The organism is Zhengella mangrovi (assembly GCF_002727065.1).
GTDB classification, from domain to species: Bacteria; Pseudomonadota; Alphaproteobacteria; order Rhizobiales; family Rhizobiaceae; genus Zhengella; species Zhengella mangrovi.
Map to the genome: position 1 here is coordinate 188,727 of NZ_PDVP01000007.1, position 26,880 is coordinate 215,606.

The following is a 26,880-nucleotide window of genomic DNA, read 5'->3' on the forward strand; positions in this document are numbered from 1 at the left end:
AACGACTGGAGAACGACCAAGATGGATTTCCGGTTTTCCGACGAGCAACGGATGCTGGTCGAGACCGTTCGCGGCTTCATCGCCAGCGAACTCGCACCGCTTGAAGACGAGATCGAACAGACCGGCGCGCTGCGCCCGGAGCTGGCCAGGGCGGTATTCGAAAAGTCGAAGGCGCTTGGCCTCTACGGGATGAACATTCCCGAGGAGCATGGCGGCGGCGGGCTTTCCGCGCTCGACACCATGTTGTGCGAGGAGCAGTTCGGCCACACGACCGACATCCTGATCCGTCGTGCCTTCGGCAATGTCTACGAGGTGCTGCTGGCCTGCCAGGGGCCGCAGGTGGATCGCTGGCTGAAGCCCGCCGTCTCGGGCGAACGGGTCTGCTCCATCGCGTTCACCGAGCCGGGAGCCGGGTCGGATGCCGCCGGCATCCGGACGCGGGCGCGCCGCGAGAACGGCAAGTGGATCCTGTCGGGCATGAAGCACTTCATTTCCGACGGCGCGTTCTCCGATTTCTTCGTCGTGACCGCGATCACCGATCCCGACAAGGGCCATCGCGGCATCTCCATGTTCCTCGTCGACAAGGGAACGAAGGGGTTCACCGTCGGGCGGGACCAGCCGATGATGGGCATTCGCGGCACCAGCCACCTCGAACTGCATTTCGACGACGTGGAACTGACCGACGAACACCTGCTCGGCGTCGAGGGGCAGGGACTGAAGCTCGCCCTTTCCGTGCTCGGCCGCGTGCGGCTGGCGCAGGTTGCGGCCCGCTCGGTCGGCAAGGCGACCAAGATCCTCAACATGACGGTCGACTATGCCAATGACCGGCACCAGTTCGGCCAGTCGCTGGGCGATTTCCAGATGGTGCAGCAGATGCTGGCCGACAGCGCCATCGAGATCAACGCGGCGCGGACCGCGCTGTGGGAATGCGCCGACCAGATCGACTCCGGGCTCGATCCGCGCGCCAAGATCTCCATGCTCAAGGTGCAGGCTTCCGAAACCCTGGGACGGGTGGTCGACCGCTCGATGCAGATCTTCGGCGGCATGGGCTTTTCCAAGGACCTGCCCATCGAGCGCTACTATCGCGACGCCCGCATCTACCGCATTTTCGACGGTGCTTCGGAAATCCACCGCGGCGTTGTCGCCAAGGCGATGCTGAAGGGCGGCAAGTCGGTCTACGATCCATGGGCGGCATGATGGACAACAAGTTCATGACCGCGGCCGAGGCCGTGGCGCTGGTCCCCGATGGCGCGACCATCGGCCTGATCGGCGGTGGCGGCGGTCTCTGCGAGGCCATGGCCCTTCACGAGGCCATCGAGCGGCGCTTCCTCGACACGGGCCATCCGAAGGACATGACGCTGGTCCATGCGCTCGGCATCGGCAATCGCAAGGACACGGGCGTAAACCGCTTTGCCCACCACGGCATGGTGCGCAAGGTGATCGGCGGGCACTGGCCATGGTCGCCGCGCATGCAGCAGATGGCGGCCAGGGACGAGATCGAGGCGCACGTGCTGCCGGGCGGTGTGGCCATGCAGCTGATGCGCGAGATCGCGGCGAAGCGGCCGGGCCTGTTCACCCATGTCGGGCTTGGCACGTTCATCGATCCGCGCGTCGATGGCGGGCGGATGAACGGGGCGGCGAAGGACCCGCTGTGCGAAGTGGTGACCATCGGCGGGCAGGAGTACCTGCGCTACCTGCCGTTCAGCATGGACGCCTGCCTGCTCAAGGGCTCGATCGCCGATGACGAGGGCAATATCAGCCTCGACGAGGAGCCGGCGAACGTGGACAGCTACGCCATGGCCGCTGCCGTGCACAATTGCGGCGGCGTGGTCATCGTGCAGGTTCGAGAAAAGGTGAAGGCCGGTGCGCTCGGCGCCCGGCAGGTGCGCATTCCCGGCGCACTGGTGGATGCCATCGTCGTGGATCCGGACCAGCGGCAGGGCTACGAGATCGTCTACGATCCGGCGATCTCCGGCCAGCAACGCGTGGCGGAAGCGGCGCCGCGGATGCCGGAATTTTCCATCCGCCGCATCGTCGCGGAGCGGGCCCGGCACGAGCTCTCCGACGGCGCCGTGATCAACTACGGTTTCGGCATTCCCGACCAGGTGGCCAGCATCGTCGCGGCGCGCGGCGACCACGACCGCTACTACCAGACCATCGAGCACGGGACCTACGGCGGCACGCTGCTGACGGGCACGCTGTTCGGCTATGCACGCAATGCCTCCTGCATGCTGGACGGTCCCTCTCAGTTCGATTTCTATTCCGGCGGCGGGCTGGACATCGCCTTCCTCGGCTTCGGGCAGGTAGACCGGCATGGCAACGTGAACGCCTCCAAACTGGGTGGCGTGCCGGTGGGCCCTGGCGGGTTCATCGACATTGCCCAGAACGCGCGCAAGGTGGTGTTCTGCGGCACGTTCGACGCCAAGGGCACCGACATGGCCTCCGGAGACGGCCGGCTGTCGATCACGCGGCAGGGCGAGGTCCGCAAGTTCGTCGCGGACGTCGACCAGATCACGTTCTCCGGCGCCCAGTCGGTGGCCCAGGGACAGGAGGCGCTCTACGTCACCGAACGCTGCGTGTTCCGGCTGACCGGCAAGGGCCTGATGCTGACGGAAGTGGCGCCGGGGATCGATCCCGAGCGCGACGTGCTGCAGCAGATGGACTTCCGCCCGCTGGTGGCCGACGATCTGAAGACGATGGACACGGACTGCTTCACGGCCTGAAACCCGGGACGGCAGCTGCCTGCACGAAAGGAAGACCCCGATGAGCGGTGCCATTCACGTCCTCAACGGACCAAACCTGAACCGGCTCGGCATGCGCGAGCCGGAGATCTACGGCAGGGTGACGCTGGCGGAGATCGAGGCATGGTGCCGGGCATCGACCGATCGCGCGGTGGTGTTCCGGCAATCGAACTACGAGGGTGACATCGTCAGCTGGGTGCACGAGGCGATCGACGCGGGCGCCGCGGGTCTGATCATCAACCCGGCCGGCCTGAGCTTCACGTCGGTTCCCGTCTACGATGCGCTGAAGATGTTTGCCGGCCCGGTCATCGAGCTGCACATTTCCAACATTCACCGGCGCGAGGAGGTCTATCACCGCTCGCTGGTTTCGAAGGTCGCCACCGCGGTCATTGCCGGGCTCGGTCCAAAGGGCTATCTCCATGCAATGAACGCCATGGCCGACCTGATCGAAGGCGGCCGCTGACAGAAAGTCCGCCGCCATGAAAACAGCCATCGCCACCGTCTCGATTTCCGGTGATTTCCGCGAAAAGCTTGCCGCCATCGCGGCGGCCGGTTTCGACGGGATCGAGATCTTCGAGAACGACTTCCTGGCGTTTGACGGCAGCCCGGCGGATGTCGGCCGGATGGTGCGGGATCACGGGCTGGAGCTTTGCCTGTTCCAGCCGTTCCGGGATTTCGAGGGCATGCCCGAGCCGCAGCGGGCGCGCGCCTTCGACCGCGCGGAGCGCAAGTTCGACCTGATGAACGAACTGGGCGTGGACCTGGTGCTGGTCTGCTCCAACTGTTCGCCGCTGTCGCTCGGCGGCATCGACCGGGCTGCCGACGATTTCGCCGAACTGGGCGAGCGGGCAGCCAGGAAGGGGGTCCGCGTCGGCTACGAGGCGCTGGCCTGGGGACGGCACGTCTCGGACCATCGCGACGCCTGGGAGATCGTGCGCCGTGCCGACCATTCCAATGTCGGGCTGATCCTCGACAGTTTCCACACGCTGGCGCGCAAGATCGACGTCAAGTCGATCCGGTCCATTCCCGGCGACCGCATCTTCTTCGTGCAACTGGCCGACGCGCCGCTGATCGACATGGACCTGCTCTACTGGTCGCGCCATTTCCGCAACATGCCGGGCGAGGGCGATCTCGACGTCACCGGCTTCATGCGCGCGGTGGCGGCCACCGGCTACGACGGCATGCTGTCGCTGGAAATCTTCAACGACCAGTTCCGCGGCGGCTCGCCGAAATCGATCTCCGTCGACGGCCACCGCTCGCTCGTCTACCTGATGGACCAGGTGCGCCGTGCCGAGCCCTCCATCGCCATCGACGTGCCGGCCATGCCGGACCGGATTGCCGTGTCGGGCGTGGAATTCGTCGAGTTCGCCGCCGATCACGGCGAGGCGGAGCAACTGGGCGCGCTTCTGCGCATGCTGGGTTTCGAGCTCTGCGGCCGCCATGTCTCCAAGGACGTCGACCTGTGGAAACAGGGCGGCATCAACATCGTCATCAACACCGAGCAGGAGGGATTTGCCCATTCCTCCTACCTCGTGCACGGCACTTCTGTCTGCGATATCGGCCTGAAGGTGGAGGACGCGGCGGCCACGGTGGAACGGGCGCGCGCACTTGGCGCGGAACCGTTCGAACAGCCGGTCGGCCCGGGCGAACTGAAGATCCCGGCCATTCGCGGCGTCGGCGGCGGCGTCATGCACTTCATCGACGAGAAGACCGAACTGGGCAAGGTCTGGGAGATCGAGTTCAACCGGGTGACGGGCGAGGAAAGCCCGGTGAGCGCGGGGCTTCAGCGCATCGACCACGTGGCGCAGACAATGAACTACGAGGAGATGCTGACCTGGCTGCTCTTCTACACGTCGATCTTCGCTACCCGGAAGACGCCGATGGTGGACGTGGTCGACCCGGCCGGACTGGTGCGCAGCCAGGCGATCGGCAACGACGAGGGCAGCCTGCGCATCACGCTCAACGGGGCGGAGAACCGCCGGACGCTGGCCGGCCATTTCATCGCGGAAAGCTATGGATCGGCGGTTCAGCACATCGCGTTTGAAAGCAGCAACATCTTCGGCACGCGAGAGGCGCTGTCTGCCAACGGCTTCACGCCGCTGGAGATTTCCCCGAACTACTACGACGATCTCGATGCCCGGTTCGGTCTCGACGACGACCTGCTGGAACGGCTGAGGGCCGGGAACATCCTCTATGACCGCGACGAGAACGGCGGGGAATATTTCCAGATCTACAGCCCGGTCTACGGCGAGGGCTTCTTCTTCGAGATCGTGGAACGGCGCGGCGGCTATAACGGCTACGGTGCCGCGAACGCGCAGTTCCGCATCGCCGCCCAGAAGCGGCACCTGCGCCCGAAGGGCATGCCGAAGCGCTAGGACTTCCGCTCCCCGTTGAGCCGCTGCCATGCTCCGGCGCGTTGTCCTCGCGTCATTCCTGGCGCGAGACCGGCCAGCACTTTCGCTGGAATTGCTCTTGCCTTGCCGCAATTCCGGACGCGAAACCGGCCACCACTTTCGCTGGAATTGCTCTTGCCTGCCGCAATTCCGGACACGAAACCGGTGGCCACTTTCGCTGGAATTGCTGGAGACAGCCCGGCTGCTGTGAATAGCGTGCCGGACCGCAGGGCAGTTCCGGTGAACGCTGGCCGCCTAGAGGGTGACAGGGGTCAGGATGCACTCGGTCTCCGCGCCGCCGAAGTCGGTGCAGCCGACGATGAGGATGTACTTGCCGACAACGCGAAATTCAGCGCGCTGATCGCGCTCGCTGTCCCGTCCGCCTGTGAAAGCAGGCCGCAGAAGGCCCGCGGTTCCCCTGCACGGCAGCACGATCTCGTGGCGTGACCCGTTGACCGCCCGTCAGTTGATGATCTTCGGTTGCGAGATCATCTTCTCGAAGAGAGCGTTCATGGCCTCGGCAATCCCCTCGGTCGGGCTTACCTCGAAGAACAGGCCCGGGGACGCACAGCTTTCCATCCGGGCGCCGATCTCGCTTTCGAACGGCTTGATCCAGGTGTTGTACCAGCCGTTCGTCGGAAGCGGGTAATAGGACGTGTAGAGGATGGCGATCTTGACGCCGCGGTTCTTCAGGACATCGCAATAGGCCGTGTTGATCGGTTCCTGGCAACGGCCGCCCGTCGTTTTCTTCTGGCAAGACGAATTGTTGGAGTAGTCCGCAACGCCATCCGACACGAACAGGAGATATTTCAGCCTCGAGTTGGAGGTCGCCCCTGTCCCGACGGCAGAAATCTGCTTGTCCATCGCGTTCAGGGCCGCGTTGAAGTCCGTGTCCTGGTCGAAATTGTAGTTCTGGTACGGCACGGTCATGAGATCGACCGAGGTGGATGCCTTGGTCCGGATCTGGTCGAGATCGCCCGTCAGCTTGACCAGCCTCTGCAGCCCGGCCGCTTCGGCCTTCTCGCCAAAATGGTAGAGCGCCATGCGATACTGGTCGGTGTAGGTTTCCGTCGATTCCGCCTTGTCCATCATCTTGGCGGTGGCCTGGGCAACGACATCGATACGCATGGTGACCTTCAGCAATTTCGCCAGCGCGTAGTAGTCGGTAGCGTTGCTGGTCTCATGGCAGGCGAACGCGCACTTGTCCGGCGTGTTCTTGACCATCATGTCAATGTCGGCCTGCGTCGCGCCGAGACCCATCGACGGCGTATTGTCGAGCAGGAGATAGAAATCCGTGAAGGCCGGCGTCGAGTTCATCGCCGAGGCGGAGCCGGAGATGTCAACGCTCTTGACGCCGAGGATCTTCATGAACTCGGTCGGGACCGTCGCTTCAAAGTTGACGACCGCGGTGATGTCCCGCCCGTTTTTCGTGACCGATGGATCGACCTTCGTCACGGCCGTTTTGGCATCGCCGGAGACTTCTGCCTCGAACAGTTTTTCGGCATCGTCGACACCGTCCTTGATGGTGCCGTCGTGCATCATCGATCCGGCGGCGAAGAAGGCCGGTGAGGGGATGGCGACCGAACCGACGGCTGCGGCGTCGGCCGCCTGCTGCAGTTCCGTGCGGATCCGGTCAACCTGGAAGAAATCGAGCATCAGGCCGATGCCGCCGACAAGCGGAATGGCCAGCAGGCCGAACAGGATGCCGAAATTCCCGGAGCGATCCGTAAAAAAACGCCTGACCCGTGCTGCCATTCCCATTCTCACATGCTTTCGAACCATGACTGCGCGACATCCGGTGCAAGCGCAGCCTTGGAAGTCATAAATTTCAGATAGTTATTAAATTAGACTGAAAGGAAATCCTGGAGTTCTTGCCGTGCGCGCGCTCCGATTGGCCGATGCGAGCGAGGAGCGAAGTTCGTGTCTCCTGATGCGGCGATCTGCCGGGATATGGGGCTAGCCCAGGGTTCGCCGCAGGCCTTCCTGGACCTTGAGAAGTGCTGGCAGATAGTCATCCACCAGGCGGGATGCCTCGCCGGTGATCGCGGCCATGCCGATGTTGAGCGCGGCGACCGTGCTGCCCCGGCTGTTGACGACAGGAACCGCCAGGGACCGCAGGCCAAGTTCGACTTCCTGGTCGACCAAGCAGTAGCCAAGGGACCGCACCCGGATGACCGCGTCGAGGATCTCGGCCGGACCGGTCAGCGATCTGGACGTGCGCGGCGTGAGGTCCGACGCCTCGATGACGGCCATCGCCTCCTCGTTCGTCAAGGTGGAGAGAAGCACCCGGCCCATCGACGTGCAATGGGCGGGCAGGCGCGAGCCCGGCATGAGGCCGATGGACATCACCCGCCTTTGCGCCGCGCGGGCGATGTAGACGATATCGGCCGCGTCGAGGATCGAGACCGAGCAGGACTGGCCGATCTGGTCGGAAAGCTGGTCGAGCCATGGCTGCACGATCCTCGGAAGCGGCATGGCCGCCAGCGCCCCCATTCCAAGGCGCAGGGCGCGCGCGGTCAGGCTGAAGTACTTGCCATCGTAGTCGGCATAGCCCTGCGCGTTCAGGGTCAGCAGGCATCGCCGCGCCGTCGCGCGGTCGAGGCCGGTCATCGCGGACACGTCGCCGATGGCGAGCCGCGAATGTTCCGCGGTGAAGCATTCCAGGACCCGCAGGCCTTTCGCCAAGGACGCGATCGTGTCTGTCTTGTTCAGCATGCGCACAGGAGCGCGTCATTTTGAACAAATGTCAACATGCGCACGAATTGACTTGCCTTGGGCGGCATGGCGTGGATGACAGGAGAGGACGTTATCGACCGACAGGAGCCGTTCATGGACAAGACGCTTTCGTCGCTCAGCCAGGCCGTCGCGCCGATCGGGGACGGTGCGACCGTCATGATCGGCGGGTTCGGCGGATCGGGCTCGCCGATCGAGCTGATCCACGCGCTGATCGATGCCGGACCGAAGAACCTGACCGTGATCAACAACAATGCCGGCAACGGGCATGTCGGGCTGGCCGCGATGATCGAACAGGGCCTTGTGGCCAAGCTGATCTGCTCGTTTCCCCGCTCGGCCGACCCGAAGGTGTTCACCGATCTCTATCTCGCCGGCAAGATCGAGCTGGAACTGGTGCCGCAGGGAACCCTGGCCGAGCGCATCCGTGCCGGCGGAGCGGGCATTCCGGCCTTCTACACGCCGGCCGGCTACGGCACCGACCTGGCCGAGGGCAAGCCGGTGGCCGAGTTCGACGGCCGCTTCTACGTGCAGGAGCGCTGGCTCAAGGCCGATTTCGCGCTGATCAAGGCGCAGGCCGGCGATCCGCTGGGCAATCTGACCTACCGCATGGCCGCGCGGAACTTCAGCCCGCTGATGGCCATGGCCGCGACGCACACGGTGGCGCAAGTGTCGCGGATCGTGCCCGCCGGGGGCATCGATCCGGAGCACGTGGTCACGCCTGGCATCTTCGTCGACCGCGTCGTCGCCGTCGCACAACCGGCCCAGGAAGAGATGCTGAACCGGGAAGGAGCGGTTTACCCATGAGCGGCACACTCGACACGATCAAGCTCACCAACGCCCAGATCGCCTGGCGCGCGGCGCAGGACATCGAGGACGGGGCCTACGTGAACCTTGGCATCGGCTTTCCGGAGATGATCGCGGCCTTCCAGCCGGAAGGGCGCGACGTCATCTACCATACCGAGAACGGCGTTCTCGGCTTCGGCGAAGCGCCGGCCGCCGGCGAGGAGGACTGGGACCTGATCAACGCGGGCAAGAAGGCGATCACGCTCAAGCCCGGCGCCGCCTTCTTTCACCACGCCGACAGTTTCGCCATGGTGCGCGGCGGCCATCTCGATCTCGCCGTTCTCGGTGCCTTCCAGGTGGCGGAAAACGGCGACCTTGCGAACTGGTCGACCGGCAAGGGCGGCGTGCCGGCCGTCGGCGGCGCCATGGACCTCGTCCACGGTGCCAGGCGCGTCGCGGTCGTGACCGATCACGTCACCAAGACCGGCGAGCCGAAACTTCTGAAGCGCTGCACGATGCCGCTCACCGGTGTCGGCTGCGTCACCCGGGTCTACACCTCGCTTGCCGTGATCGATATCGACGGCGGGCATTTCGTGCTGCGGGAAAAACTGCCGGCGCTGTCCCTCGATGAACTGCAGGCGGTCACCGGTGCGGACCTGAAGATCGACGGTTCCGTCCACGACCTGACCGTTCCGGCCCTCTAGGGGCCTGGTTCCCGGCGGCCTGGTCGCCGGGAATGGCCGTTCCGGCTATGCCTTGCGCGCCAGCACGAAGTCGTGCTCGACCTCCCAGAACCAGTCCCGGGCGAAGTCGTACTCCCTGGCCTTGCCGGCGTCCTCGACCCGCCTGAACTCCGCCAGCAGGCTTTCCTTGACGCCGAAGACCGCATCGGAATCGATGTAGGGATCGTCCGGATCGAAGATGTGCGTGGTCAGCGGCTCGAAGCCGTCGGCCTTGATGATGTAGTGGAGATGCGCCGGGCGGTAGGGATGGCGGCCGAGCGCCGCCAGCATCTTGCCGACCGGTCCATCGTCCGGGATGGGGTAGTACTTCGGCTTGACGGCGCGGAACCAGTAGCGCCCGTCCGGACCGGTGCGGAAGACCCCGCGCAGGTTGAAGTCTGGCTGGATGCCCTTCTGTTGCACGTCGTAGAAGCCCTCGTCATTGGCCTGCCAGACATCGATGACCGCCCCGTCGATCGGCTTGCCGTCGGTGTCGAGGATACGGCCGGACACCACCATGTCCTCGCCCTTGTGGTCGAGGCAGATGTTGTCGCCCATCTGGCGCAGCGGCGCGTCGGCGACGTGGAACGGTCCGAGCACGGTCGATTCCGACGCCCCGGACGGCTTGCGGTTGTTGATCGCATCGACGAGCATCGACACGCCGAGGACATCCGACAGCAGGATGAACTCCTGCCGCCATTCGTTGCACATGTGCCCGGTTTCGGTGAGGAACATGATCGCGTCGAACCATTCCTTTTCGGTCGGCTCGATCTCCTTGACCGCCTCGTGAAGCTTGCGCGTCACCACGTCCATGATGAACTTCAGACGCTCGTCCCGGGCGTTGGTGTTGCGGCCGGTGACGACCTCCACCGAGTCGTCCTCGGTGAAATAGCCCTTTTCATGCGCTTCCATCGGCCTTCTCCTAGCGGTTCAGGATGTGTTTCATCACGCGGCGCAGCTCGGCGACCGGATCGTCGGCCATCGTTTCGCGGCGCCAGCAGACGTGATGGTCCGGCCGCACCAGGACGATGCCGCTGTCCCTGACTTCGCGGGCGCGGGCCCAGTCGCCGGTAAAGTCCTGCCATTGCTGGCGCGGGCCGATCACGTGCACGGCGATATCGAGACCGAGTTCGCTGCCGACGGAGGCCGCGGCCTCGACCCAGCCGTCGCCGCCGATGCCGGTCAGGATCGTGAACCGGCCATGGCCGGTGATGTCAAGCGTCGAGGCCTTGCCGCCGCGCGCGTCGTAGACCCAGACATGGGGCACGCGCGCGCCCGGCCATGTGGTCGGCGCGTAGTGCAGGTCCCGGTCGCGTTCGAAGGCCGGTTCCGGCTGCCCGTCGGTGACGATGGCGCTGGAGGTGTAGCGCTGGTTCATCTCGACGCCATGGGCATCGAACTCGTATTCCTTGAAGGCAATGGCCTTGCGGATCGCCTGACGCTGCTGCTCGGCTTCCGGCGTGTTGTCGCAGCGCGCATCCATGTTGGCCTGCATCTTGACCGGATCGACCGATTCCAGGAGGCCGAGCGATTCGAAGATCGGTCCGAACTCCTCGATCGACTGGTTGGCGCGGGTCACGATCTGCTTGGCGACGGGCGCGCGCTCGGCGCTGTAGCTCTCCAGGAGATCCGGCCCGGCCTGGCCCCTGACGACCATGGCGAGCTTCCAGGCGAGGTTGAACCCGTCCTGGATGGAGGTGTTGGACCCCAGGCCGTTGGACGGCGGATGGCGATGGACGGCATCGCCCATGCAGAACACGCGGCCCTTCTGCAGGTGGGTGGCGTAGCAGTTGTTGACGGTCCAGACCGAGGCATCCTGGAACTCGATCTCGATGTCCGGGTCGCCGATCAGGTCGCGCGCGACCTTGACGGCAAAGGCCTCGTCGACCTCGGGCGGCGGCTGGTTGATGTCGTAGCCCCAGTTGATGAGCCATTCGTTCCAGGGCCGGATCATGCGCACCAGGCCCATGCCGATGCCGCCCACCTCGGCACCGGGCTGCAGCACCCAGTAGAGCACGGACGGGCGGTGCGCGACGTACTTGGATAGATCAGCCTTGAACAGGATGTTCATGGAGCCGGCAACGCCCATCTGGCCGGCGAAGGGGAGGCCGGCGTGCTCGGCCACCTTCGAATTGCCGCCGTCGGCGCCGACGAGGAACTTCGAGCGGATCGTGAATTCCTTGCCCGTCAGGCGATCGAGGCAGGTCGTCGTGACACCCTCGGCATCCTGCTCATGGGACCGGTACTCGGTCGACATGCGGGCCTGTGTCCCGCGCGAGCAGGCGGTGCGAAACAGGATCGGTTCCATGAAAGTCTGCGGGCAGTCGTTCATCCGCGACGGGGAGGCGAGGATATGCTCGGCGCGCGAAAGCGGGTGCTTGCCCCAGCTCTTCATGCGGCCGATTTCCTCACCGGCGATCGACGTGCAGAAGACGTTCTCGCCCATCAGGTCCTGGTCGGTGCCGTAGAAATAGACCTCGTTCTCGACGTCCTCGCCAAGGTCGCGGATGACCTCCATGGCGCGCTGGTTGGTGATGTGGGCCCGCGGCGTGTTGGCGAGCCAGCGGTAGCGGTTGATCGCCATGTTCTCGATGCCGTAGCTCGACAGCAAAGCCGCGGTGGCGGAACCTGCCGGTCCCGTCCCGATGATCAGAACGTCGGTTTCAATATCAGCCATGAGTGTCCTCCCGTGAGTGCGCAACAAGGGGGCCGCCGGCGAGCCGGCGGCGGATTGGGAAAAGCTGGATTCCTGTCTTGTCGGTGAACAGGCCCCACAGGCCGCGGGGGGCAAACAGCATCACGACGATGCCGATGAGGCCGAGGATCAGGAGATACCACGAGCCATAGTCGGCAAACAGGTTCTGAAGGATGAAGAACACCAGGACACCGACGAAGGGGCCTTCCAGTGTCCCGATGCCGCCGATGACGACGATGAAGATGACATAGGCCGTCCAGTCGGTGACGGAGAAGGCCGCGTCGGGCGAGATGCGGGCGGTCTGGATGTAGATCAGCGCACCAAGCAGCCCGGTGCCGAAGGCCGTGGCGACGTAGACGACCAGCTTCAGCCGTGACGCGTTGACACCGACCGATCGCGCCGCCTGGAGATTGTCACGCACGGATGCGAGCCCGATGCCCTGCTTCGACCGGAGCAGCCAGTAGATGAAGCCGACGGTGGCCAGAGCCAGGACGAGCGCCAGCCAGTAGGTGACGATGTCGGCCGCGGCCGACGACTTGGTGTCGAACAGTTCCTTGACGAAGGGCACACCGAACATGTCGCGGGTGGCGTCGCGCGGCAGCGATGTGCCGGTGCCTCCGCCCAGCGCCTTCCACTGGGCAAAGAGCAGCCCGAAGACCTCCGCGATCACCCAGGTGCCGATGGCGAAATAGGCGCCGTCGAGGCGGAAGACGAAAAAGGCCGTCGGAATGGCCAGAGCGGCGGCGAAGATGCCGGCGACCGGAAGGGCAAGGACCGGGTCCAGGCCGCCGAGGATAACGACCGCGAACATGGCATAGGCGCCTGCACCGACGAAGGCCTGCTGGCCGACGGAAACGAGGCCGGCGTAGCCCGCGAGCAGGTTCCAGTTCTGCGCCAGCATGAGCATTGTCAGGATGAAGAAGAGGTCCTGAAGCATGCTGCGCGAGACGAAGAGCGGAGCCGCGAAGGCCGCGATCACGGCGACGGCCGCGATTACCGCGAACACCGTGGACGCGGCCGTCCGGGTCTCCACCGTCCATTTTTGGCTGGTCGTGGTCATCTGCCGTCAGAGCCCCTTCGGAAACAGGCCGCGCGGGCGCACGGCCAGCACGACGAGAAAGGCAACATGGCCCGCCAGGATCTGCCATTCCGGGTTGATCGCCGCGCCGACGGTCTGCGCGACGCCGATGATGATGCCCCCGGCAAGCGTGCCCCAGAGCGATCCGAGGCCGCCGATGATGACCGCCTCGAAGGCATAGATCAGCCGCGCCGGCCCGATCGTCGGATCGAAATTGGCGCGGGTGCCGAGATAGAGCGCGGCGATCGTCACGACGACGAAGGCGATGCCGGTGGCGACGGCGAAGATGCGGTTGGGCTCGATGCCCATCAGCCCGGCGGTGACCGGGTCGTCCGAGGTGGCGCGGAAGGCGCGGCCTAGCGAGGTGCGGTAGAAGAGCTGGTTCAGCGCGACGATGACGGCGAGGGCCGAGAGGAAGGTAAGCAGCGGCATCACGCCCACGGTCACGGGTCCAAGCGGGATCGACGCGGTTTCCAGCGCGCCGGCCGAAATCCGCTGACTGTCGGCGGAAAAGCCTTCCAGCAGGCCGTTCTGGATGACGATCGACAGGCCGAAGGTGACGAGCAGCGGCGGCAGGATGTCGTCACCGAGCGTGCGGTTGAGGATGACCAGTTGAAGGCCCCAGCCGAGCGCGAACATCAGCGGTATCGCGACCAGTGTGGCGAGGAACGGGTTGAGCCCGAGCGCCGTCACGAGCACGAGGATCAGGAAGGCGCCGAGAACGATGAGGTCGCCGTGGGCGAGGTTGACCAGGCGCATGATGCCGAAGACGAGGCTGAGGCCGGCGGCGAAGAGCGCGTAAAGCCCGCCGAGCAGGATTCCCTGAATGATGGTGTCGATCCAGATCATCTCATGCGGTCCCGAAATAGGCGTTGTGAATGGCGTCGCGAGACAGGTCGGCGGGTTTGCCGGACAGGGTGACACGGCCTTCCATCATGCAGTAGACACGGTCCGCCACCTTGAGCGCCTGGCCGATATCCTGCTCGACGACGACGATCGCCGCACCGGATTGACGGATGCGCGGGAAGGCGGCGTAGATGTCGCGGATGATGACCGGCGCGAGGCCGAGGCTGATCTCGTCGCACAGGAGGACACGGGGATTGGACATCAGCGCGCGGCCGATGGCGACCATCTGCTGCTGCCCGCCCGACAGCGCGGTGCCGGGACTGTTGCGCCGCTGCCTGAGGACCGGGAAAAGGTCATACACGGTGTCGAGGTTCCACAGGCCTTCCGCCTTGCGGCCATAACGCCCGATCAGAAGATTCTCCTCGACGGTGAGGGAGGGAAACAGGCGTCGCCCTTCCGGCACCATGGCGATGCCGTGCCGGACGATCTCCGGCGGGCTTGCCGTGCCGATGGGCTTGCCATCGAAGAGCACCTGGTCGGCGCCGTTCCTCAGGATCCCGGTAATCGAGCGCAGCAGCGTCGTCTTGCCGGCGCCGTTCGCGCCGATGATGGCGATCGTCTCGCCGGCCTCGAGCGCGATGTCGACCCCGAACAGCGCCTGGAAGTCGCCGTAGCTGGCGGTGAGGGCCCTGGTTTCCAGAAACGCCATCACTCCGTGGCCTTTCTGAAACCGGCCACTTGCCTGTATTGCCGCGCGACGGCCTCCACCTCCTCGCGAGAAATCAGGTCGTCGACCTTGTCATCGGGTCCCGTCAGCCGGCTGTCGGCGATATCGAGCACGCGCTCCGGGCCGGATTTACGGTTGGCCAACACGACATCGCGCGTTTTCGGCCGGCGTTCCGCCTCGTAGGCCGCAAGGCCCTCGACCGGATCGCTGCAGGACTTCATGAAACGACCCAGACACTCGGCATCCACGATGGCCTGCGAGGCGCCATTCGCGCCGATGGGATACATCGGATGCGCGGCGTCTCCGAGCAGGCTGATGCGGCGTCTGCCCCACCAGGGCAGCGGATCGCGGTCGATCATCGGATACTCCAGCACCGTTGGCGTCGCTTTCATGAGGTCGACGACATCGACGTCGGGCATGGAGAAATCGCGGAAGCGGTCGATGAAATCGCGGACGCCGCGGTCGACCCAATCGGCCTCCGTCGCCGGGCGCGGTCTGTCGTGGCGAATCTCGGCGACCCAGTTCACCAGCGACCGGCCCTGTTGCCGGGCCTTCTCGGAAATGGGGTAGCAGACGAATTTCAGGTCATGGTTGCCGGCGATGAACATGGTGCGGCCGTCGGAGACCGGCTCGCGTTCAACCGCGCCGCGGAACATCATCGTTCCTTCGGCATGTGCCGGCCCTTCGTCCGGATGGAGTTGCGCGCGCACGGCGGAGTTGAAGCCGTCTGCGCCGATGACAATATCCGCTTCCAGCACTTCGCCGTTGGAGAAACAGCCCCTGGCGCAGGTCTCGTCCTGGTCGACCCGTTGCAACCGCATTCCCGAACGCACGGCATCGGCTCCGGCCCGTTCGCGCAAGGCAGCGAGGAGGAGGAACTGCAACTCGCCACGATGGATCGAATATTGCGGAAATTCGAACCCGGCCTCGATGCCACGCGGATCCGATGCGACCACGTGTCCGTAGCGCGTCCGGTATTCGATGGCGCGAGTGCGTATGCCGGTCGCGTCCAGCGCAGCGCCGAGGCCGAGGCCGTGGAGGACGGCCGACCCGTGCGGCAACAGGTTGATGCCGACGCCAAGCGGCTTCAGTTCATTGACACTCTCGGCGACCCGCACCTTCCAGCCGGCTTCGTGCAATGCGAGCGCTGCGGCTAGGCCGCCGATGCCTGCGCCGATCACAAGAGCGTTTTTCATATCTCGATTCCCAGGTAGATTTCGCGGACCTCGCGCGACGCCATGATCTCGCCCGGTTCGCCGAGGCCGATGACCTTTCCGAAGTCCAGCACCAGCAGCCGGGACACGACCGAGTTGAGCGCATGCAGGACGTGCTCGATCCAGATGATCGAAACGCCACGCGCGTGGATGGCGCGGATGGTCTCGACCAGCGCATGGCACTCGGCCTCCGTCAGGCCCCCGGCGATCTCGTCGAGCAGCAGGACCTTCGGACTGGTTGCCAGCGACCGCGCCAGTTCCAGCCGCTTGCGCTGCAGCAGCGTCAGGCTGCCGGCGGGATCGTTGGCGCGGTCGATGAGGCCGCATTCGACGAGGATCTCGGCGCAAAGTCCGGTCACCTGGTTTTCCGGCAGGTTCGATCCGAAGGCGCCGGCCACCACAAGATTCTCGAACACGGTGAGCTTCTCGAACGGCTGGGGGATCTGGAATGAGCGCCCGAACCCCATCAGGCAGCGCTTCTCGGCCGGTACCCGCGTGATGTCGCGGCCTTCGAAGTGAATGCGGCCGGCATCGACCTGCAGGTTGCCGGTAATCAGGTTGAACAGGGTCGATTTCCCCGCGCCGTTCGGGCCGATGATGCCGAGCGCTTCGCCCTTTTCCAGGTCGAACGAGATGGCTCGCGCGACCTGGAGCGCGCCGAAGGACTTCGAGACATCTGAAAGCGAAAGGATCGGCATGGTCTTCTCGGTCGGGGAGAGGAGAGGGGACGCGACGGTCCCCTCCGGTTTCGTCAGGCGATCGGTTCCATCTTGCCGCCGGTCGGGATGTTCGGCGCCGTCTGGTTGTCGACGATCACGAGGTCGTAGCCGCCGCCGTTCCTGAGCCGCCACTGGCCGCCGACCAGCGGCGTCTTGGCGACGTTCTTGGCCGCGAAGGGTGGCAGGGCGCCGGTGCCCCATTCCAGCGGACCGACCAGCGTGTCGAGCTTCGTTGCGCCGATCGCTTCGGCCACGGCGTCGCCATCGGCCGGGTTGGAGACGCGCTTCATCACGTCGACGGCGACTTCGAACAGCGCGTGCACGAAGCCGATCGGCTGCGTCCAGGGGCGACCGGTCACGGACGTGAAATCGTCTGCGAATTCCTTTGCGCTCGCCCCGGTCAGCGAGGACTTGAAGGGATGGCTCGGCGACCACCAGACTTCCGACGACAGGTTATGGCCCTGGTCGCCGACCGTCTCGACCGCCGAGGGGAACAGGAGGGCCTTGCCGATCGACGCGATCTTCGGCGTGAAGCCCTGCTGCTTGGCCTGGGTCCAGAAGGTGGTGAAATCCGGCGGGATCATCACGCCGGTGATGATCTCGGCATTGGCCGCCTTGAACGCGTTGATCTGGGCGGAGAAGTCGTCGGTCAGGTTCTGGTAGCGGCCCGGGTCGGTCAGCCCGTAGCCAAGCTTGTCGAGCACGGGCGGGAAGCCGACGTTCGGATCTCCCCACGCGTTGCCGTCGCCATCGTTCGGGAACAGGCCGCCCACCTGCTTGTTGGTTTCCAGCTGGCCCCACATGTTGGTGAAGACGGCGATGACATCCTCAAGGCCCCAGAAGAAGTGATAGGCGTAGTCGAACGGCTTCCAGCTTGCCGGATCGCCCGGGTTGCCCTGCTGGCCGATGAACCACGGCTGCCACGGCGCGACGGTGGAGAGGCAGGGCACTTCCTCGCCCTCGCAGGTGGTGGCGACCGGGTTGGTGGTTTCCGGCGTCGAGGCCACCATGACGAGGTTGACCTCGTCGTCGACGATCAGTTCGCGGGCCACTTCGGCGGCGCGGTTGGGATTGGACTGGCTGTCCTTGACGATCACGTCGAAGTCGAGACCCATGTCCTTCGTCGTCTGCAGGAAGCTGGACACGATATAGTTGTCGGCCTCGGCAAATCCGGCCAGCGGGCCGGTCTGCGGGCTGACGTAACCGAGCTTGATCTTGCTGTTCTGCGCGATGGCGGGCATGGCGAAACCCGGGGCGGTGGCAAGCACACCGGTGGCTGCGGCACTTTTCAGAAGTCTGCGTCGTGTGATCATCGTTGGTTCCTCCCTTGCGATGCGGTGGACTCAGATCTGCGGCGGACGCCCCTCCAGAGCGTCCTGCAGCAGTGCGCGGATTGCGTCGCGTTCGATCGGACGCGGATTGGAATAGGGGTTCCGGGTCGCCAGGTCGGCGGCCCTGTCGAGATCGGCCTCGCTGAGGCCGAGATCGGCGAGACGCATGGGCGCATCGAGGTCCCTGGCCATGGCGTACAGCCCCTTGCCCGGGGTCGCGCCGAAAATGTCGCCGAGCGGGGCCAGGAGGTCGGGGACGGCCACGGCATTGTAGGCAATGGTGTGCGGCAGCATGATCGCGTGGGTTTCCGCGTGCGGCGTGTTGAAGGTGCCGCCCAGCGTGTGGCAGATCTTGTGATGCAGCGCCATGGAAACGCCGCCAAGGGCCATCCCGCCGAGCCAGGCGCCATAGGCGGCCAGCTTGCGTGCCCCGCGGTCCTGCGGGTCCCGGACGATGACGGGAAGCGCCTGCCTGAACGCGCGGACGGCTTCGAGCGAAACGAGGCTGATGACAGGGTTGCGGTCCGGCGCATAGAGCGCCTCGGCGGCATGGGCGATGGAGTTGAGTGCCGACGTCACCGTCATCGCGCGCGGCAGCGTCAGGGTCAGGTCGATGTCGTAGATCACGGTTTCGGGCAGGATCGAGGGATCGCGCCGGGTGACCTTGCGGCCGTCTGCCGTCTCGCCGAGGATGTCGGTCATTTCCGAGCCGGCATAGGTGGTCGGAATGACGACCTGGTCGGCGCCGGTCCGCGCCGCGATCGCCTTGCCGAGACCGGTGGTCGAGCCGCCGCCGAGGGACACCACGCAATCGGCGCCTGACTCCGCAAACACCGCCAGGGCCTGTTCCGTCACCTCGGCCGGCGTGTGCATGGCGGCGCCGGAGAACACGCCGGCGCCGGCCGGGCCAAGGCTGCCGGAGAGCCTGTGCGCGTCGGCCTCCTGTTGCGGCGTCGAGAGCACGAGGGCGCGGCTGCGTCCAAGCCGTTCGATCTCGGCCGCCGTCTGCGCGATCGTTCCGAAGCCGAAGATGACGCGCGAGCGAATGCCGGGAAAGACGAAGGGGTCGATGTGCATCACGATGCCTCCTGCCGGCGCGCGCGGGCCATGGTGAAGGTGAAATCCAGCGCCCATTCCGGCGTGGCGGTGCCGTCGTTCACCGGCCGGAAGGTGCCGATCAGGTCCGGACGCACGCTGAGCAGGGCGTCTTCGCCGAGCAGCGGATCGTTTCCGTCGAACACCTGGGTCGTGATCGTCTGGAAGCCGGGCGCGGCGATCTGGAAATGGAGATGGGCCGGCCGGCGCAGCGGATATCCCAGCTGCTCGAGCAGTTGCCCCGCCGGGCCGTCGCTCGGGACGCCGTACCCCTTCGGCTTGACGCTGCGATACCAGAACTCTCCCCTGGCGTTGGTCGAGAAGATGCCGCGCAGGTTGAACTCCGGCTGCAGGTCCGGTTGCTGGTTTTCGAACAGGCCTTCGTGGTTGGCCTGCCAGGTTTCGACCCTGGCATTGGCGACAGGCTCGCCGTCGAGGTCGACGACCTTTCCGCGCACGACGAGGGGTTCGCCCTTGCCATCAAGCGAGATCGAGGCGCCAAGCGAAAGCCGGGGCGCGTCGGGACGGTAGAACGGCCCGCGGACGGTGTTGTGCGTGGCGCGGGCGGGCCTGACGGTGTTGATTTCCTCGACCAGCGAGGACACGCCCAGGAGGTCGAACAGCAGCACCCATTCCTGGCGGTGGTCGTCGCAGGCATGGCCCACGTCGGTCAGGAAGGCGATGACGGACCGCAGTTCCTCGCGCGACGGGCGAAGCTCGGCAACGACGGCATGGAGATGGCGGACGATGGCGGTCAACGATTCCGACAGCCGCTCGTCGCGCGCCGTCTTCAGCCGGCCCGTGACGATGGCCGGCGCGGTGGTCTCGTTGAAGTCAACGCCCTTGCGTAACGACGACATGGATCCTCCCGATCGTCACCGTTCCATCCTCATCCCGGAGGGTAATATGCCTTTCCATCGCGGATATGATTTTCACGCGACATAATATATCATTTTGCTATGAAGTTCGATGAGAGGCATCTGGTCCAGCTTGCAGCGGTGGTGCAGGCCGGTGGCGTGACGGAAGGCGCGGCCATGCTCGGCATGTCGCAGCCGGCCGTGTCGCGCACGCTGGGCCTGATGGAGAAACGCCTCGGCGAGCCCCTCTTCGTGCGGGGAAAACGGCCCGTGGTCCCGACGCCGCTCGGCAGGATGCTGGCCGAACACGGGCTGATCATACTTTCCGCGTCCCGCGCGGCTTCCGAGACGATCGAGAATTTCCGCGGCGGCACGAGCGGCCTGGTCCGGCTCGGCGGCGTGCCGTTCTTCATGGACGCGTTGATCTCGCCGATGATCGCCAGCTTCCAGAACGAATACCCCGATATCCGCTTTCAACAATCCTATGGCTATCTGCCCGATCTGCGCGCGGCGCTGGAGGCCGACCGGATCGACCTCGCCGTCTGTCCGATCGACATCCTCGACGAGGGATCGGGCCTCGAGTTCCAGGAAATCCTGCCCGGCCGCAACGTGGTGGCCTGCCGGGCCACGCATCCGCTGCTCATGAAGCGGAAGCTGAGAACGACGGACCTGCTGGAGTATTCGTGGATCGCGCCGCCGCCGGGCAGCCCGCTGCATGCCGACCTTCGCTCGATCCTGCACTCGCTCGGCGCGACCGAGGTGAAGATCCGGTTCTCCGGCGGATCGCTGGCCAGCGTGCTGAACTACATGGCGGCGACCGATGCGCTGACGGTGCTTCCGCATGGTGTCGTCTTCGCCTTCCGGAAAGACCGGCACATCACCGCGCTGCCGATCAAGGTGCCGCATCCCGATCGCGCGCTGGGCCTGCTGCGGCTTTCGGCTGCCACGCGCTCGCCGGCCGTCGACCGGTTCGCGCGCCATATCGTGCGGTCCTTCGCCGACCTCAGCCACCTGATCAAGCGGCATGAACAGGCGGTCGTCTGGGGCGCCTGACCTGTCTTCAGGATGCCATGGGACGACCGGCCGGAAATCCGGTTGACGTGACCGTTCCCTGCAGTCCCGGGTAATCGCGCCAGTCCCGACAGGTGGGCCTGTCACCTGGATGTCGCTGGTGCCCCCGGACGGACTCGAACCGCCGACCCCCTGATTACAAATCAGGTGCTCTACCAACTGAGCTACAAGGGCACTGGCGCCATGCCTACCACAAACCGCGCGGGCTGCAAGCCTTTTGCTGATCGCCGGTGACCCGCCTTCGGCCGTCAGGCCTCGCCGTAGTCCGGCAGTTTGGCAAACGCCGCGCGCAAGGCCTCCGACCAGCCTTCCGATATCGTCCGGTAATAGGGGTCGTCGGCGGTGAACCGGTGGCGCGGGCGCAGCTTGAACCGGTCGCGGTCATAGAACATCAGGTCGAGCGGCAGGCCCACCGACAGGTTCGAGCGCAGCGTGGAATCGAAGGAGACGATCAGCAGTTTCGCGGCCTGGGCGAAGCTCATGTCCGGATCGTAGGCGCGCACGATGATCGGGCGGCCATACTTGTGCTCGCCGATCTGGAAGAACGGCGTCTCGTCGCTGGTCTCGATGAAGTTGCCTTCCGGGTAGATCAGGAAGAGGCGCGGCTCGCTGCCCTTGATCTGGCCGCCGAGGATGAAATTGGCGTGAAAGGTCGATTCCGCGCTCTGCCCGCCCTGCGCCGTGGAGGCGATGACTTCCTTGAGCGTGTCACCGACCAGGCGCGCGGTCTGGAACATGGACGGCGTGTCGAGCAGGGTGGAGCGGCGGTCGCCCGGTGCCTTGGAGCGCTCGTCCAGCAGGCTGACGACGGCCTGGGTCGTGGCCAGGTTGCCCGCCGAAAGCAGCACGATGGAGCGCTCTCCCTCGACTTCCCAGGAGAACATCTTGCGCATGACGGAAACATTGTCGACGCCGGCGTTCGTCCGCGTGTCGGACATGAAGGCGAGACCGCGATTCATCTTGAGGGCAACGCAATAGGTCATGGCGGGAATCAGTCTCGGCCGGGTTGCTGCACACCGCCTGATTACTGCGCCACGTTGATGTTCACCGCAAGCGTTTCTTCCGCGTGACCGAAACGAATTCCCGACACGGGACTGGCATCGGCATAGTCCCGCCCGTGGGCGATGCGCACGTAACGGTCATCCGGGCACATGCGGTTGGCGCAGTCGAAGCCGACCCAGCCCAGCCCGTTGACATGCGCCTCGGCCCAGGCGTGGCTGGCAACCTGCTGCTCGGTGCCGTCCATGTAGAGGTAGCCCGAGACGTAGCGGGCCGGCACACCCATGCTGCGCACGGCGGCGCAGAAGACATGGGCGTGATCCTGGCAGACGCCCTGGCCGCCGGCCAGCGCCTCGGCCGCCGTCGTTGCGGAATGGGTGGAACCCGGTACATAGGCGATCCGGTCGGCGATGCGCTCCATCAGTGCGTGCAGGCATTCCAGGTCGCCGCGGCCGCCGGTCTCCTCGGCAAGCGCCCGGATCGCGTCGTCGGGGCGGGACAGCGGCGTTTCGCCGACGTAGAGCCACAGTGGCGCCGGGCCCCGGTTGGCTCCGAGTACACCGGTCGTGTCGATGGTATCCACGACGCCGGTGGCCTCGATGGAGAGGTGGTCGGTGCCGTCCCGGGCGCTGACCAGCCAGTTCTCGTTGCCGAACCCGTCGACGAAACGGGCCTCGGTCAACCCGCCGGTGATGTCGAGCGACCAGTTGACGACGGTCTGTCCCGCATCGTTGCGCGGGACCAGCCGCAGGCGCTGAAGCGCGTAAGGGACCGGCTGGTCGTACCTGTATTCGGTATGGTGGCGGATGGTCAGGCGCATGGCTGTCAATAAAACCGGTAGGACTCGGCGATTTCGTTGCCGAGCTTGTTGTTGCCGGAAATGCAGTCGATCAGGAACTCGTGCAGTCCGCGGTCGATTATGTCCGCCGCCGTCGTGCTCTTCAAGCCTGCAAGCATGCTGTCGGCGGTATCGTGACAGGCGTGCCGTGTCGCATAGTCGCGTTCCAGGTAGGCGAGGTTGTCGACGATGTTGGTGGCACAGAAGGCCAGGGACCGCGGCATGCGCGGATTGAGGACCAGGAAATCGATGATGTTGGCCGGCTTGTACTGGACGTCGTAGACCCAGCGGTAGGAGCGGTGGGCCGAGACCGAGCGCAGGATGGATTCCCATTGCTGGTTGTCCAGCGACGACCCGACCCACGACGTTGCCGGAAGCAGCACGTAATATTTGACGTCGAGGATGCGCGCGGTGTTGTCGGCGCGTTCGATAAAGGTGCCCAGGCGGGCGAAATCGAAGCGCTCGTCGCGCAGCATGGTGCCGACGAAGGCGCCGCGGATGAGCGCCGACTCGCGCTTGATGAGGCTGAGCACCTCGGGCAGCTTCTTTTCCTCGACCGGATTGGCGAGCGCCGCCTTGAGGTTCATCCAGGCGGTGTTGAGGTTTTCCCAGACTTCGCGGGTCAGCGCGGTCCTGACCATGCGCCCGTTGCTGCGCGCGGTCTCGAAACATTGCAGCACCGAGGAGCCGTTGGCGGTATCGCGCAGCATGAAGTTGATGGCGCTGGCGGGATCCACGTCGCCGTGGCGATTGCGGAAGGCAACCGCCGCGCCGGCACTCTGCAGGACCGATTCCCAGCTGTCGGCCTGGTCGGAACTGCTGGTCAGGGCGACGTGGAGGCCGGTGTCCACGAGGCGCGCGATGTTTTCGGCCCGCTCGATATAGCGGTGCATCCAGTAAAGTCCGTTGGCGGTGCGTCCCAAAAGCATGTCAGTCGTCCAGTACCCATGTGTCCTTGGTGCCGCCGCCCTGGCTGGAATTGACCACCAGCGACCCTTCCTTCAACGCGACGCGGGTGAGGCCGCCGGGAACGATCCGGACCTGGTCCGACACGAGCACGAAGGGGCGCAGGTCGACATGGCGCGGCGCCAGGCCCTTGCCCGTCAGGATGGGGCAGGTGGACAGGGCCAGCGTCGGCTGGGCGATGTAGTTGCCCGGCCGGGCCTTGAGCTTGGCGGCGAAGGCCTCGCGTTCCTTCTTGCTGGCGGCCGGGCCGACGAGCATGCCGTAGCCGCCGGACCCGTGCACTTCCTTCACGACCAGGCTGGACAGGTGCTCGAGCACGTAAGCCAGGCTGTCGGCCTCCGAGCAGCGCCATGTCGGCACGTTCTGCAGGATGGCCTTGCGGCCGGTGTAGAACTCGACGATCTCGGGCATGTAGGAATAGATCGCCTTGTCGTCGGCGATGCCCGTTCCGGGCGCGTTGGCGATGGTGATGCCGCCGGCACGGTAGACGTCCATGATGCCGGCCACGCCCAGGGCGGAATCGGGGCGGAAGGTGAGGGGATCGAGAAAATCGTCGTCGACGCGGCGGTAAAGCACGTCGATCGGCTTGTAGCCGGCGGTCGTGCGCATGGCGACGCGGCCGTTCTCGATGCGCAGGTCGGAGCCCTCGACCAGTTCGCAGCCCATCTGGTCGGCCAGGAAGGCATGTTCGAAGTAAGCCGAGTTGTAGATGCCGGGTGTCAGCACCGCGACCGTCGGCGGGCCGTCGCAGGCCGGCGGCGCGACGGTCTCCAGCGAGCGGCGCAGCAGTTGCGGGTAGTTCTCCACCGGCCGGACGCGGATTTCCCGGAACAGCTCGGGGAAGAGCTGCATCATCGTCTCGCGGTTCTCCAGCATGTAGGAGACGCCGGAGGGGGTGCGGGCATTGTCCTCCAGGACGAAGAAATCGTTCTCGCCGGTGCGCACGATGTCGGTGCCTATGATATGCGTGTAGACGCCGCCGGGCGGGCGCACGCCCAGCATCTCGGGCAGGAAGGCCTCGTTGCGCGAAATCAGCTCGACGGGAATGCGGCCTGCCTTAACGATTTCCTGGCGGTTGTAGATGTCGTCGAGAAAGGCATTGAGCGCGACCACGCGCTGCTCGATGCCCTGTGCCAGGCGGCGCCACTCGGCACCGGACAGGATGCGCGGCACGATGTCGAAGGGGATCAGGCGTTCCGCAGCCTCGGCTTCACCATAGACATTGAACGTGATGCCTGTTCGGCGGAAGACCTGCTCGGCATCGCTCATCTTGCGTTGCAGATCGTCCGGCATCTGCCGGGAGAACCACCGGTCGAAGTCCTGGTAAGGCCAGCGGGTGGTCTCGTCCTGTCGCATCTCGTCAAAGAATGTCACGGAATGCCTGTCCTCCTTGCCAATGACCTTACAGGGTTAGCTCAACAAGTTCACGCTTTTAGGATGCAAAAGGCAAGCCAGTTCGGCAAGCCCCGTCCGGTTGCGGCGAACGGCGGGCGCGACTGGGCGCGGTTGAACGAAAAAGCGGCGGCCTGCCTAAAAAGCGGGCATTCAGCCCGTCGCGCCAAGGTGGCGGGTCGCCGCGTAGAGCGCGATGGCGGCCGCATTGGAGACGTTCAGGGAGCGGATGGCGCCGGGCATGTCGAGCCGGGCGAGCGCCGTTACCGTCTCCCGGGTCTTCTGGCGCAGGCCCTTGCCCTCCGCGCCCAGAACGAGGGCGATCCGTTCGCCCGCCAGGGTCGATTCGAGTTCCTCGGGACCATCGGAATCGAGGCCGATGGTCTGGAAGCCCGCCGCGGCAATCGCCTCCAGCGCCTCGGCCAGGTTGCGCACGGTGATGTGGTCGATGTGCTCCAGCGCACCGGACGCGGACTTGGCCAGCACACCGCTCTCGGCCGGGCTGTGGCGGGCGGTGGTGACGAGCGCGCCGGCGCCGAAAGCGACGGCCGAGCGCATGATCGCGCCGACATTGTGCGGGTCGGTCACCTGGTCGAGCACGAGGAGCAGCCGGGTGTCGCCGAGCGCGTCGAGGGGTTTTGGCTGGAGCGGCTGCGCTTCCAGGAGGGCGCCCTGGTGGACCGCCTCGGAACCCGTGATGCGGTCGATGGCCTTCGGTTCGACGATTTCCACGGGGCAGGGTGCGGCCGATTCGTCTTCCAGTCCCAGGCGGGCCAGGGCATTGCGGGTGGCAAGCAGGCGAACGCAGCGACGGGCCGGGTTTGCCAGCGCCTCGCGCACCGTGTGCAGTCCATAAAGACGGACCAGGCCGTCATCGGGCATGTCGCCGGTCACGGGCGCGGGCTTGCGGCGCGGCGGCGGACCGCCCCGCTTGGCATCGCGGTGGGCGCGGCGCAGCTTGGCATAATGGCTGTCGCGGTCGGTGCGGTTCGGTTTTTCGTCGTCGCTCATGGCGCATTCCTTATCAGTGCTCGCGGGGCATGCCTACGGGGTTTGCGAACGGTTTCCAAAAAAGCGCACGAGAAACGATCAGGGCCGGTTGACAGGCATGGGCGCAATCGCCATAAGGCCACTCGCGGTTCGGCGGCGAAGGAATTTCCGGTTGCTTGCTGGTCTTGCGAATGCCTCGTGGCTCTGCCTCAGGACCGGTTCCGGAGGGGTGTCCGAGTGGTTAAAGGAGACGGACTGTAAATCCGTTCGCTATGCGTACGCTGGTTCGAATCCAGCCCCCTCCACCACCGGCCTGGCAGATATGCGGGTATAGCTCAATGGTAGAGCAGCAGCCTTCCAAGCTGAATATGCGGGTTCGATTCCCGCTACCCGCTCCAGATTTCTCAAGTGAAACATCAAGGTCGGCGCGCAGGCCCCTGCGCGTCAAAGGCAATTTCTCCGGGCAAATTTCTCCTTGCTTCCGGCCTTAACAGGCTATATGCCCCCGTCATCGCTTTCAGGGGCCATGGCCCCGTTGTAACCGGCCAACAGACGACAGGATTCCAGGACGATGGCGAAGGGTAAATTCGAGCGCAACAAGCCGCATGTGAACATTGGCACGATCGGTCACGTCGACCACGGCAAGACGTCTCTGACGGCTGCGATCACGAAGTATTTCGGCGACTTCAA

The 26,880-nt window shown here is 65.3% G+C and carries 25 protein-coding genes and 3 tRNA genes; 10 read left to right on the plus strand and 18 right to left on the minus strand.

Annotation, left to right across the window (positions count from 1 at the left end):
- Window positions 1-21: 21 nt before the first annotated feature.
- From CSC94_RS13520 to CSC94_RS13535, 4 genes are read left to right on the plus strand one after another with little or no spacing between them, the layout of a single operon-like run.
- Window positions 22-1,197 (plus strand): acyl-CoA dehydrogenase family protein, encoded by a 1,176-nt coding sequence (locus tag CSC94_RS13520; protein WP_099306875.1) that lies wholly within the window; start codon window positions 22-24, stop codon window positions 1,195-1,197.
- Window positions 1,185-2,723 (plus strand): acyl CoA:acetate/3-ketoacid CoA transferase, encoded by a 1,539-nt coding sequence (locus CSC94_RS13525; protein WP_205853308.1) that lies wholly within the window; start codon window positions 1,185-1,187, stop codon window positions 2,721-2,723. The genes CSC94_RS13520 and CSC94_RS13525 overlap by 13 nt, the downstream gene beginning before the upstream one ends.
- A gap of 40 nt (window positions 2,724-2,763) precedes the next feature.
- Complete coding sequence (locus tag CSC94_RS13530; RefSeq protein WP_099306876.1) at window positions 2,764-3,204, plus strand: type II 3-dehydroquinate dehydratase; 441 nt, start codon at window positions 2,764-2,766, stop codon at window positions 3,202-3,204.
- A gap of 16 nt (window positions 3,205-3,220) precedes the next feature.
- Entirely contained in the window at window positions 3,221-5,116 is a 1,896-nt protein-coding gene (locus CSC94_RS13535) for a bifunctional sugar phosphate isomerase/epimerase/4-hydroxyphenylpyruvate dioxygenase family protein (protein WP_099306877.1), read from the plus strand.
- 480 nt (window positions 5,117-5,596) lie between these two features.
- Here the strand turns inward: CSC94_RS13535 and CSC94_RS13540 are convergent, their stop codons facing one another.
- On the minus strand, window positions 5,597-6,889 hold the full coding sequence (locus CSC94_RS13540; protein ID WP_099306878.1) for a TadE/TadG family type IV pilus assembly protein: 1,293 nt from the start codon (window positions 6,887-6,889) through the stop codon (window positions 5,597-5,599).
- A 201-nt stretch (window positions 6,890-7,090) separates the two neighbouring features.
- A complete protein-coding gene (locus tag CSC94_RS13545; RefSeq protein WP_099306879.1) occupies window positions 7,091-7,849 on the minus strand; it encodes an IclR family transcriptional regulator domain-containing protein in 759 nt (252 codons plus the stop codon).
- Between the two features lie 114 nt (window positions 7,850-7,963).
- Between CSC94_RS13545 and CSC94_RS13550 the strand changes: the two genes are divergently transcribed.
- Both CSC94_RS13550 and CSC94_RS13555 read left to right on the plus strand, forming a co-directional pair.
- Window positions 7,964-8,671, plus strand: coding sequence for a 3-oxoacid CoA-transferase subunit A (locus tag CSC94_RS13550; RefSeq protein WP_099306880.1), 708 nt, complete (start codon window positions 7,964-7,966; stop codon window positions 8,669-8,671).
- The gene (locus tag CSC94_RS13555; protein ID WP_099306881.1) at window positions 8,668-9,354 is read left to right on the plus strand and encodes a 3-oxoacid CoA-transferase subunit B; all 687 of its coding nucleotides are present in this window, start codon (window positions 8,668-8,670) and stop codon (window positions 9,352-9,354) included. The genes CSC94_RS13550 and CSC94_RS13555 overlap by 4 nt, the downstream gene beginning before the upstream one ends.
- 45 nt (window positions 9,355-9,399) lie before the next feature.
- On the opposite strand, the gene CSC94_RS13560 is transcribed toward CSC94_RS13555, so the two are convergent.
- Genes CSC94_RS13560 through CSC94_RS13605 form a run of 10 tightly spaced genes read right to left on the minus strand, consistent with a single transcriptional unit; the run spans window position 9,400 to window position 19,937 of the window.
- Window positions 9,400-10,284, minus strand: a complete 885-nt coding sequence (locus CSC94_RS13560; RefSeq protein ID WP_099306882.1) for an intradiol ring-cleavage dioxygenase — start codon at window positions 10,282-10,284, stop codon at window positions 9,400-9,402.
- A gap of 10 nt (window positions 10,285-10,294) precedes the next feature.
- Entirely contained in the window at window positions 10,295-12,049 is a 1,755-nt protein-coding gene (locus CSC94_RS13565) for an FAD-dependent oxidoreductase (RefSeq protein ID WP_099306883.1), read from the minus strand.
- The gene (locus tag CSC94_RS13570; protein WP_099306884.1) at window positions 12,042-13,127 is read right to left on the minus strand and encodes a branched-chain amino acid ABC transporter permease; all 1,086 of its coding nucleotides are present in this window, start codon (window positions 13,125-13,127) and stop codon (window positions 12,042-12,044) included. Before CSC94_RS13570 ends, CSC94_RS13565 begins: the two co-directional genes overlap by 8 nt.
- 6 nt (window positions 13,128-13,133) lie before the next feature.
- Window positions 13,134-13,994 carry a branched-chain amino acid ABC transporter permease gene (locus CSC94_RS13575; RefSeq protein ID WP_099306885.1) on the minus strand — a complete coding sequence of 287 codons (861 nt, stop codon included), beginning with the start codon at window positions 13,992-13,994 and terminating at the stop codon, window positions 13,134-13,136.
- A gap of 1 nt (window position 13,995) precedes the next feature.
- On the minus strand, window positions 13,996-14,700 hold the full coding sequence (locus CSC94_RS13580; protein ID WP_099306886.1) for an ABC transporter ATP-binding protein: 705 nt from the start codon (window positions 14,698-14,700) through the stop codon (window positions 13,996-13,998).
- A complete protein-coding gene (locus tag CSC94_RS13585) occupies window positions 14,700-15,914 on the minus strand; it encodes an FAD-dependent monooxygenase (protein ID WP_099306887.1) in 1,215 nt (404 codons plus the stop codon). The genes CSC94_RS13580 and CSC94_RS13585 overlap by 1 nt, the downstream gene beginning before the upstream one ends.
- Complete coding sequence (locus tag CSC94_RS13590) at window positions 15,911-16,630, minus strand: ABC transporter ATP-binding protein (RefSeq protein WP_099306888.1); 720 nt, start codon at window positions 16,628-16,630, stop codon at window positions 15,911-15,913. Before CSC94_RS13590 ends, CSC94_RS13585 begins: the two co-directional genes overlap by 4 nt.
- Window positions 16,631-16,683: 53 nt before the next feature.
- Entirely contained in the window at window positions 16,684-17,964 is a 1,281-nt protein-coding gene (locus tag CSC94_RS13595; protein ID WP_099306889.1) for an ABC transporter substrate-binding protein, read from the minus strand.
- A 30-nt stretch (window positions 17,965-17,994) separates the two neighbouring features.
- Window positions 17,995-19,059, minus strand: coding sequence for a maleylacetate reductase (locus CSC94_RS13600; RefSeq protein WP_099306890.1), 1,065 nt, complete (start codon window positions 19,057-19,059; stop codon window positions 17,995-17,997).
- Complete coding sequence (locus tag CSC94_RS13605; protein ID WP_099306891.1) at window positions 19,059-19,937, minus strand: dioxygenase family protein; 879 nt, start codon at window positions 19,935-19,937, stop codon at window positions 19,059-19,061. Before CSC94_RS13605 ends, CSC94_RS13600 begins: the two co-directional genes overlap by 1 nt.
- 99 nt (window positions 19,938-20,036) lie before the next feature.
- On the opposite strand from CSC94_RS13605, the gene CSC94_RS13610 reads away from it, so the two are divergent.
- Window positions 20,037-20,987: a LysR family transcriptional regulator gene (locus tag CSC94_RS13610; RefSeq protein ID WP_099306892.1), complete on the plus strand. Its 951-nt coding sequence runs from the start codon at window positions 20,037-20,039 to the stop codon at window positions 20,985-20,987.
- Window positions 20,988-21,103: 116 nt separating this feature from the next.
- On the opposite strand, the gene CSC94_RS13615 is transcribed toward CSC94_RS13610, so the two are convergent.
- The 6 genes from CSC94_RS13615 to CSC94_RS13640 all read right to left on the minus strand — a co-directional run bounded on the left by CSC94_RS13615 (window position 21,104) and on the right by CSC94_RS13640 (window position 26,211).
- A tRNA-Thr gene (locus CSC94_RS13615) sits at window positions 21,104-21,179 on the minus strand.
- Between the two features lie 74 nt (window positions 21,180-21,253).
- Window positions 21,254-21,988, minus strand: coding sequence for a proteasome-type protease (locus CSC94_RS13620; RefSeq protein WP_099306893.1), 735 nt, complete (start codon window positions 21,986-21,988; stop codon window positions 21,254-21,256).
- Between the two features lie 41 nt (window positions 21,989-22,029).
- Window positions 22,030-22,824 carry a transglutaminase family protein gene (locus CSC94_RS13625; RefSeq protein ID WP_099306894.1) on the minus strand — a complete coding sequence of 265 codons (795 nt, stop codon included), beginning with the start codon at window positions 22,822-22,824 and terminating at the stop codon, window positions 22,030-22,032.
- A gap of 5 nt (window positions 22,825-22,829) precedes the next feature.
- Window positions 22,830-23,771, minus strand: coding sequence for an alpha-E domain-containing protein (locus CSC94_RS13630; RefSeq protein WP_099306895.1), 942 nt, complete (start codon window positions 23,769-23,771; stop codon window positions 22,830-22,832).
- A 1-nt stretch (window position 23,772) separates the two neighbouring features.
- Window positions 23,773-25,182: a circularly permuted type 2 ATP-grasp protein gene (locus CSC94_RS13635; protein ID WP_165784433.1), complete on the minus strand. Its 1,410-nt coding sequence runs from the start codon at window positions 25,180-25,182 to the stop codon at window positions 23,773-23,775.
- Between the two features lie 171 nt (window positions 25,183-25,353).
- A complete protein-coding gene (locus CSC94_RS13640; protein ID WP_099306897.1) occupies window positions 25,354-26,211 on the minus strand; it encodes a TrmH family RNA methyltransferase in 858 nt (285 codons plus the stop codon).
- Window positions 26,212-26,413: 202 nt separating this feature from the next.
- Between CSC94_RS13640 and CSC94_RS13645 the strand changes: the two genes are divergently transcribed.
- From CSC94_RS13645 to CSC94_RS13655, 3 genes are all read left to right on the plus strand, one after another.
- Window positions 26,414-26,498, plus strand: a tRNA-Tyr gene (locus tag CSC94_RS13645).
- A gap of 16 nt (window positions 26,499-26,514) precedes the next feature.
- A tRNA-Gly gene (locus tag CSC94_RS13650) sits at window positions 26,515-26,588 on the plus strand.
- Window positions 26,589-26,761: 173 nt separating this feature from the next.
- A partial coding sequence (locus CSC94_RS13655) for a GTP-binding protein (protein ID WP_165784434.1) occupies window positions 26,762-26,880 on the plus strand: 119 nt, incomplete at its 3' end.

Excerpts from the sequence above, each read along its gene's own strand:
- CSC94_RS13555 (WP_099306881.1), top strand. The coding sequence starts at position 8,668 with ATGAGCGGCACACTCGACACGATCAAGCTCACCAACGCCCAGATCGCC.
- CSC94_RS13580 (WP_099306886.1), bottom strand. The coding sequence starts at position 14,700 with ATGGCGTTTCTGGAAACCAGGGCCCTCACCGCCAGCTACGGCGACTTC.
- CSC94_RS13620 (WP_099306893.1), bottom strand. The coding sequence starts at position 21,988 with ATGACCTATTGCGTTGCCCTCAAGATGAATCGCGGTCTCGCCTTCATG.
- CSC94_RS13590 (WP_099306888.1), bottom strand. The coding sequence starts at position 16,630 with ATGCCGATCCTTTCGCTTTCAGATGTCTCGAAGTCCTTCGGCGCGCTC.
- CSC94_RS13640 (WP_099306897.1), bottom strand. The coding sequence starts at position 26,211 with ATGAGCGACGACGAAAAACCGAACCGCACCGACCGCGACAGCCATTAT.
- CSC94_RS13625 (WP_099306894.1), bottom strand. The coding sequence starts at position 22,824 with ATGCGCCTGACCATCCGCCACCATACCGAATACAGGTACGACCAGCCG.
- CSC94_RS13600 (WP_099306890.1), bottom strand. The coding sequence starts at position 19,059 with ATGCACATCGACCCCTTCGTCTTTCCCGGCATTCGCTCGCGCGTCATC.
- CSC94_RS13530 (WP_099306876.1), top strand. The coding sequence starts at position 2,764 with ATGAGCGGTGCCATTCACGTCCTCAACGGACCAAACCTGAACCGGCTC.
- CSC94_RS13545 (WP_099306879.1), bottom strand. The coding sequence starts at position 7,849 with ATGCTGAACAAGACAGACACGATCGCGTCCTTGGCGAAAGGCCTGCGG.
- CSC94_RS13610 (WP_099306892.1), top strand. The coding sequence starts at position 20,037 with ATGAAGTTCGATGAGAGGCATCTGGTCCAGCTTGCAGCGGTGGTGCAG.
- CSC94_RS13560 (WP_099306882.1), bottom strand. The coding sequence starts at position 10,284 with ATGGAAGCGCATGAAAAGGGCTATTTCACCGAGGACGACTCGGTGGAG.
- CSC94_RS13585 (WP_099306887.1), bottom strand. The coding sequence starts at position 15,914 with ATGAAAAACGCTCTTGTGATCGGCGCAGGCATCGGCGGCCTAGCCGCA.
- CSC94_RS13520 (WP_099306875.1), top strand. The coding sequence starts at position 22 with ATGGATTTCCGGTTTTCCGACGAGCAACGGATGCTGGTCGAGACCGTT.
- CSC94_RS13535 (WP_099306877.1), top strand. The coding sequence starts at position 3,221 with ATGAAAACAGCCATCGCCACCGTCTCGATTTCCGGTGATTTCCGCGAA.
- CSC94_RS13525 (WP_205853308.1), top strand. The coding sequence starts at position 1,185 with ATGGGCGGCATGATGGACAACAAGTTCATGACCGCGGCCGAGGCCGTG.
- CSC94_RS13605 (WP_099306891.1), bottom strand. The coding sequence starts at position 19,937 with ATGTCGTCGTTACGCAAGGGCGTTGACTTCAACGAGACCACCGCGCCG.
- CSC94_RS13575 (WP_099306885.1), bottom strand. The coding sequence starts at position 13,994 with ATGATCTGGATCGACACCATCATTCAGGGAATCCTGCTCGGCGGGCTT.
- CSC94_RS13565 (WP_099306883.1), bottom strand. The coding sequence starts at position 12,049 with ATGGCTGATATTGAAACCGACGTTCTGATCATCGGGACGGGACCGGCA.
- CSC94_RS13570 (WP_099306884.1), bottom strand. The coding sequence starts at position 13,127 with ATGACCACGACCAGCCAAAAATGGACGGTGGAGACCCGGACGGCCGCG.
- CSC94_RS13550 (WP_099306880.1), top strand. The coding sequence starts at position 7,964 with ATGGACAAGACGCTTTCGTCGCTCAGCCAGGCCGTCGCGCCGATCGGG.
- CSC94_RS13595 (WP_099306889.1), bottom strand. The coding sequence starts at position 17,964 with ATGATCACACGACGCAGACTTCTGAAAAGTGCCGCAGCCACCGGTGTG.
- CSC94_RS13630 (WP_099306895.1), bottom strand. The coding sequence starts at position 23,771 with ATGCTTTTGGGACGCACCGCCAACGGACTTTACTGGATGCACCGCTAT.
- CSC94_RS13540 (WP_099306878.1), bottom strand. The coding sequence starts at position 6,889 with ATGGCAGCACGGGTCAGGCGTTTTTTTACGGATCGCTCCGGGAATTTC.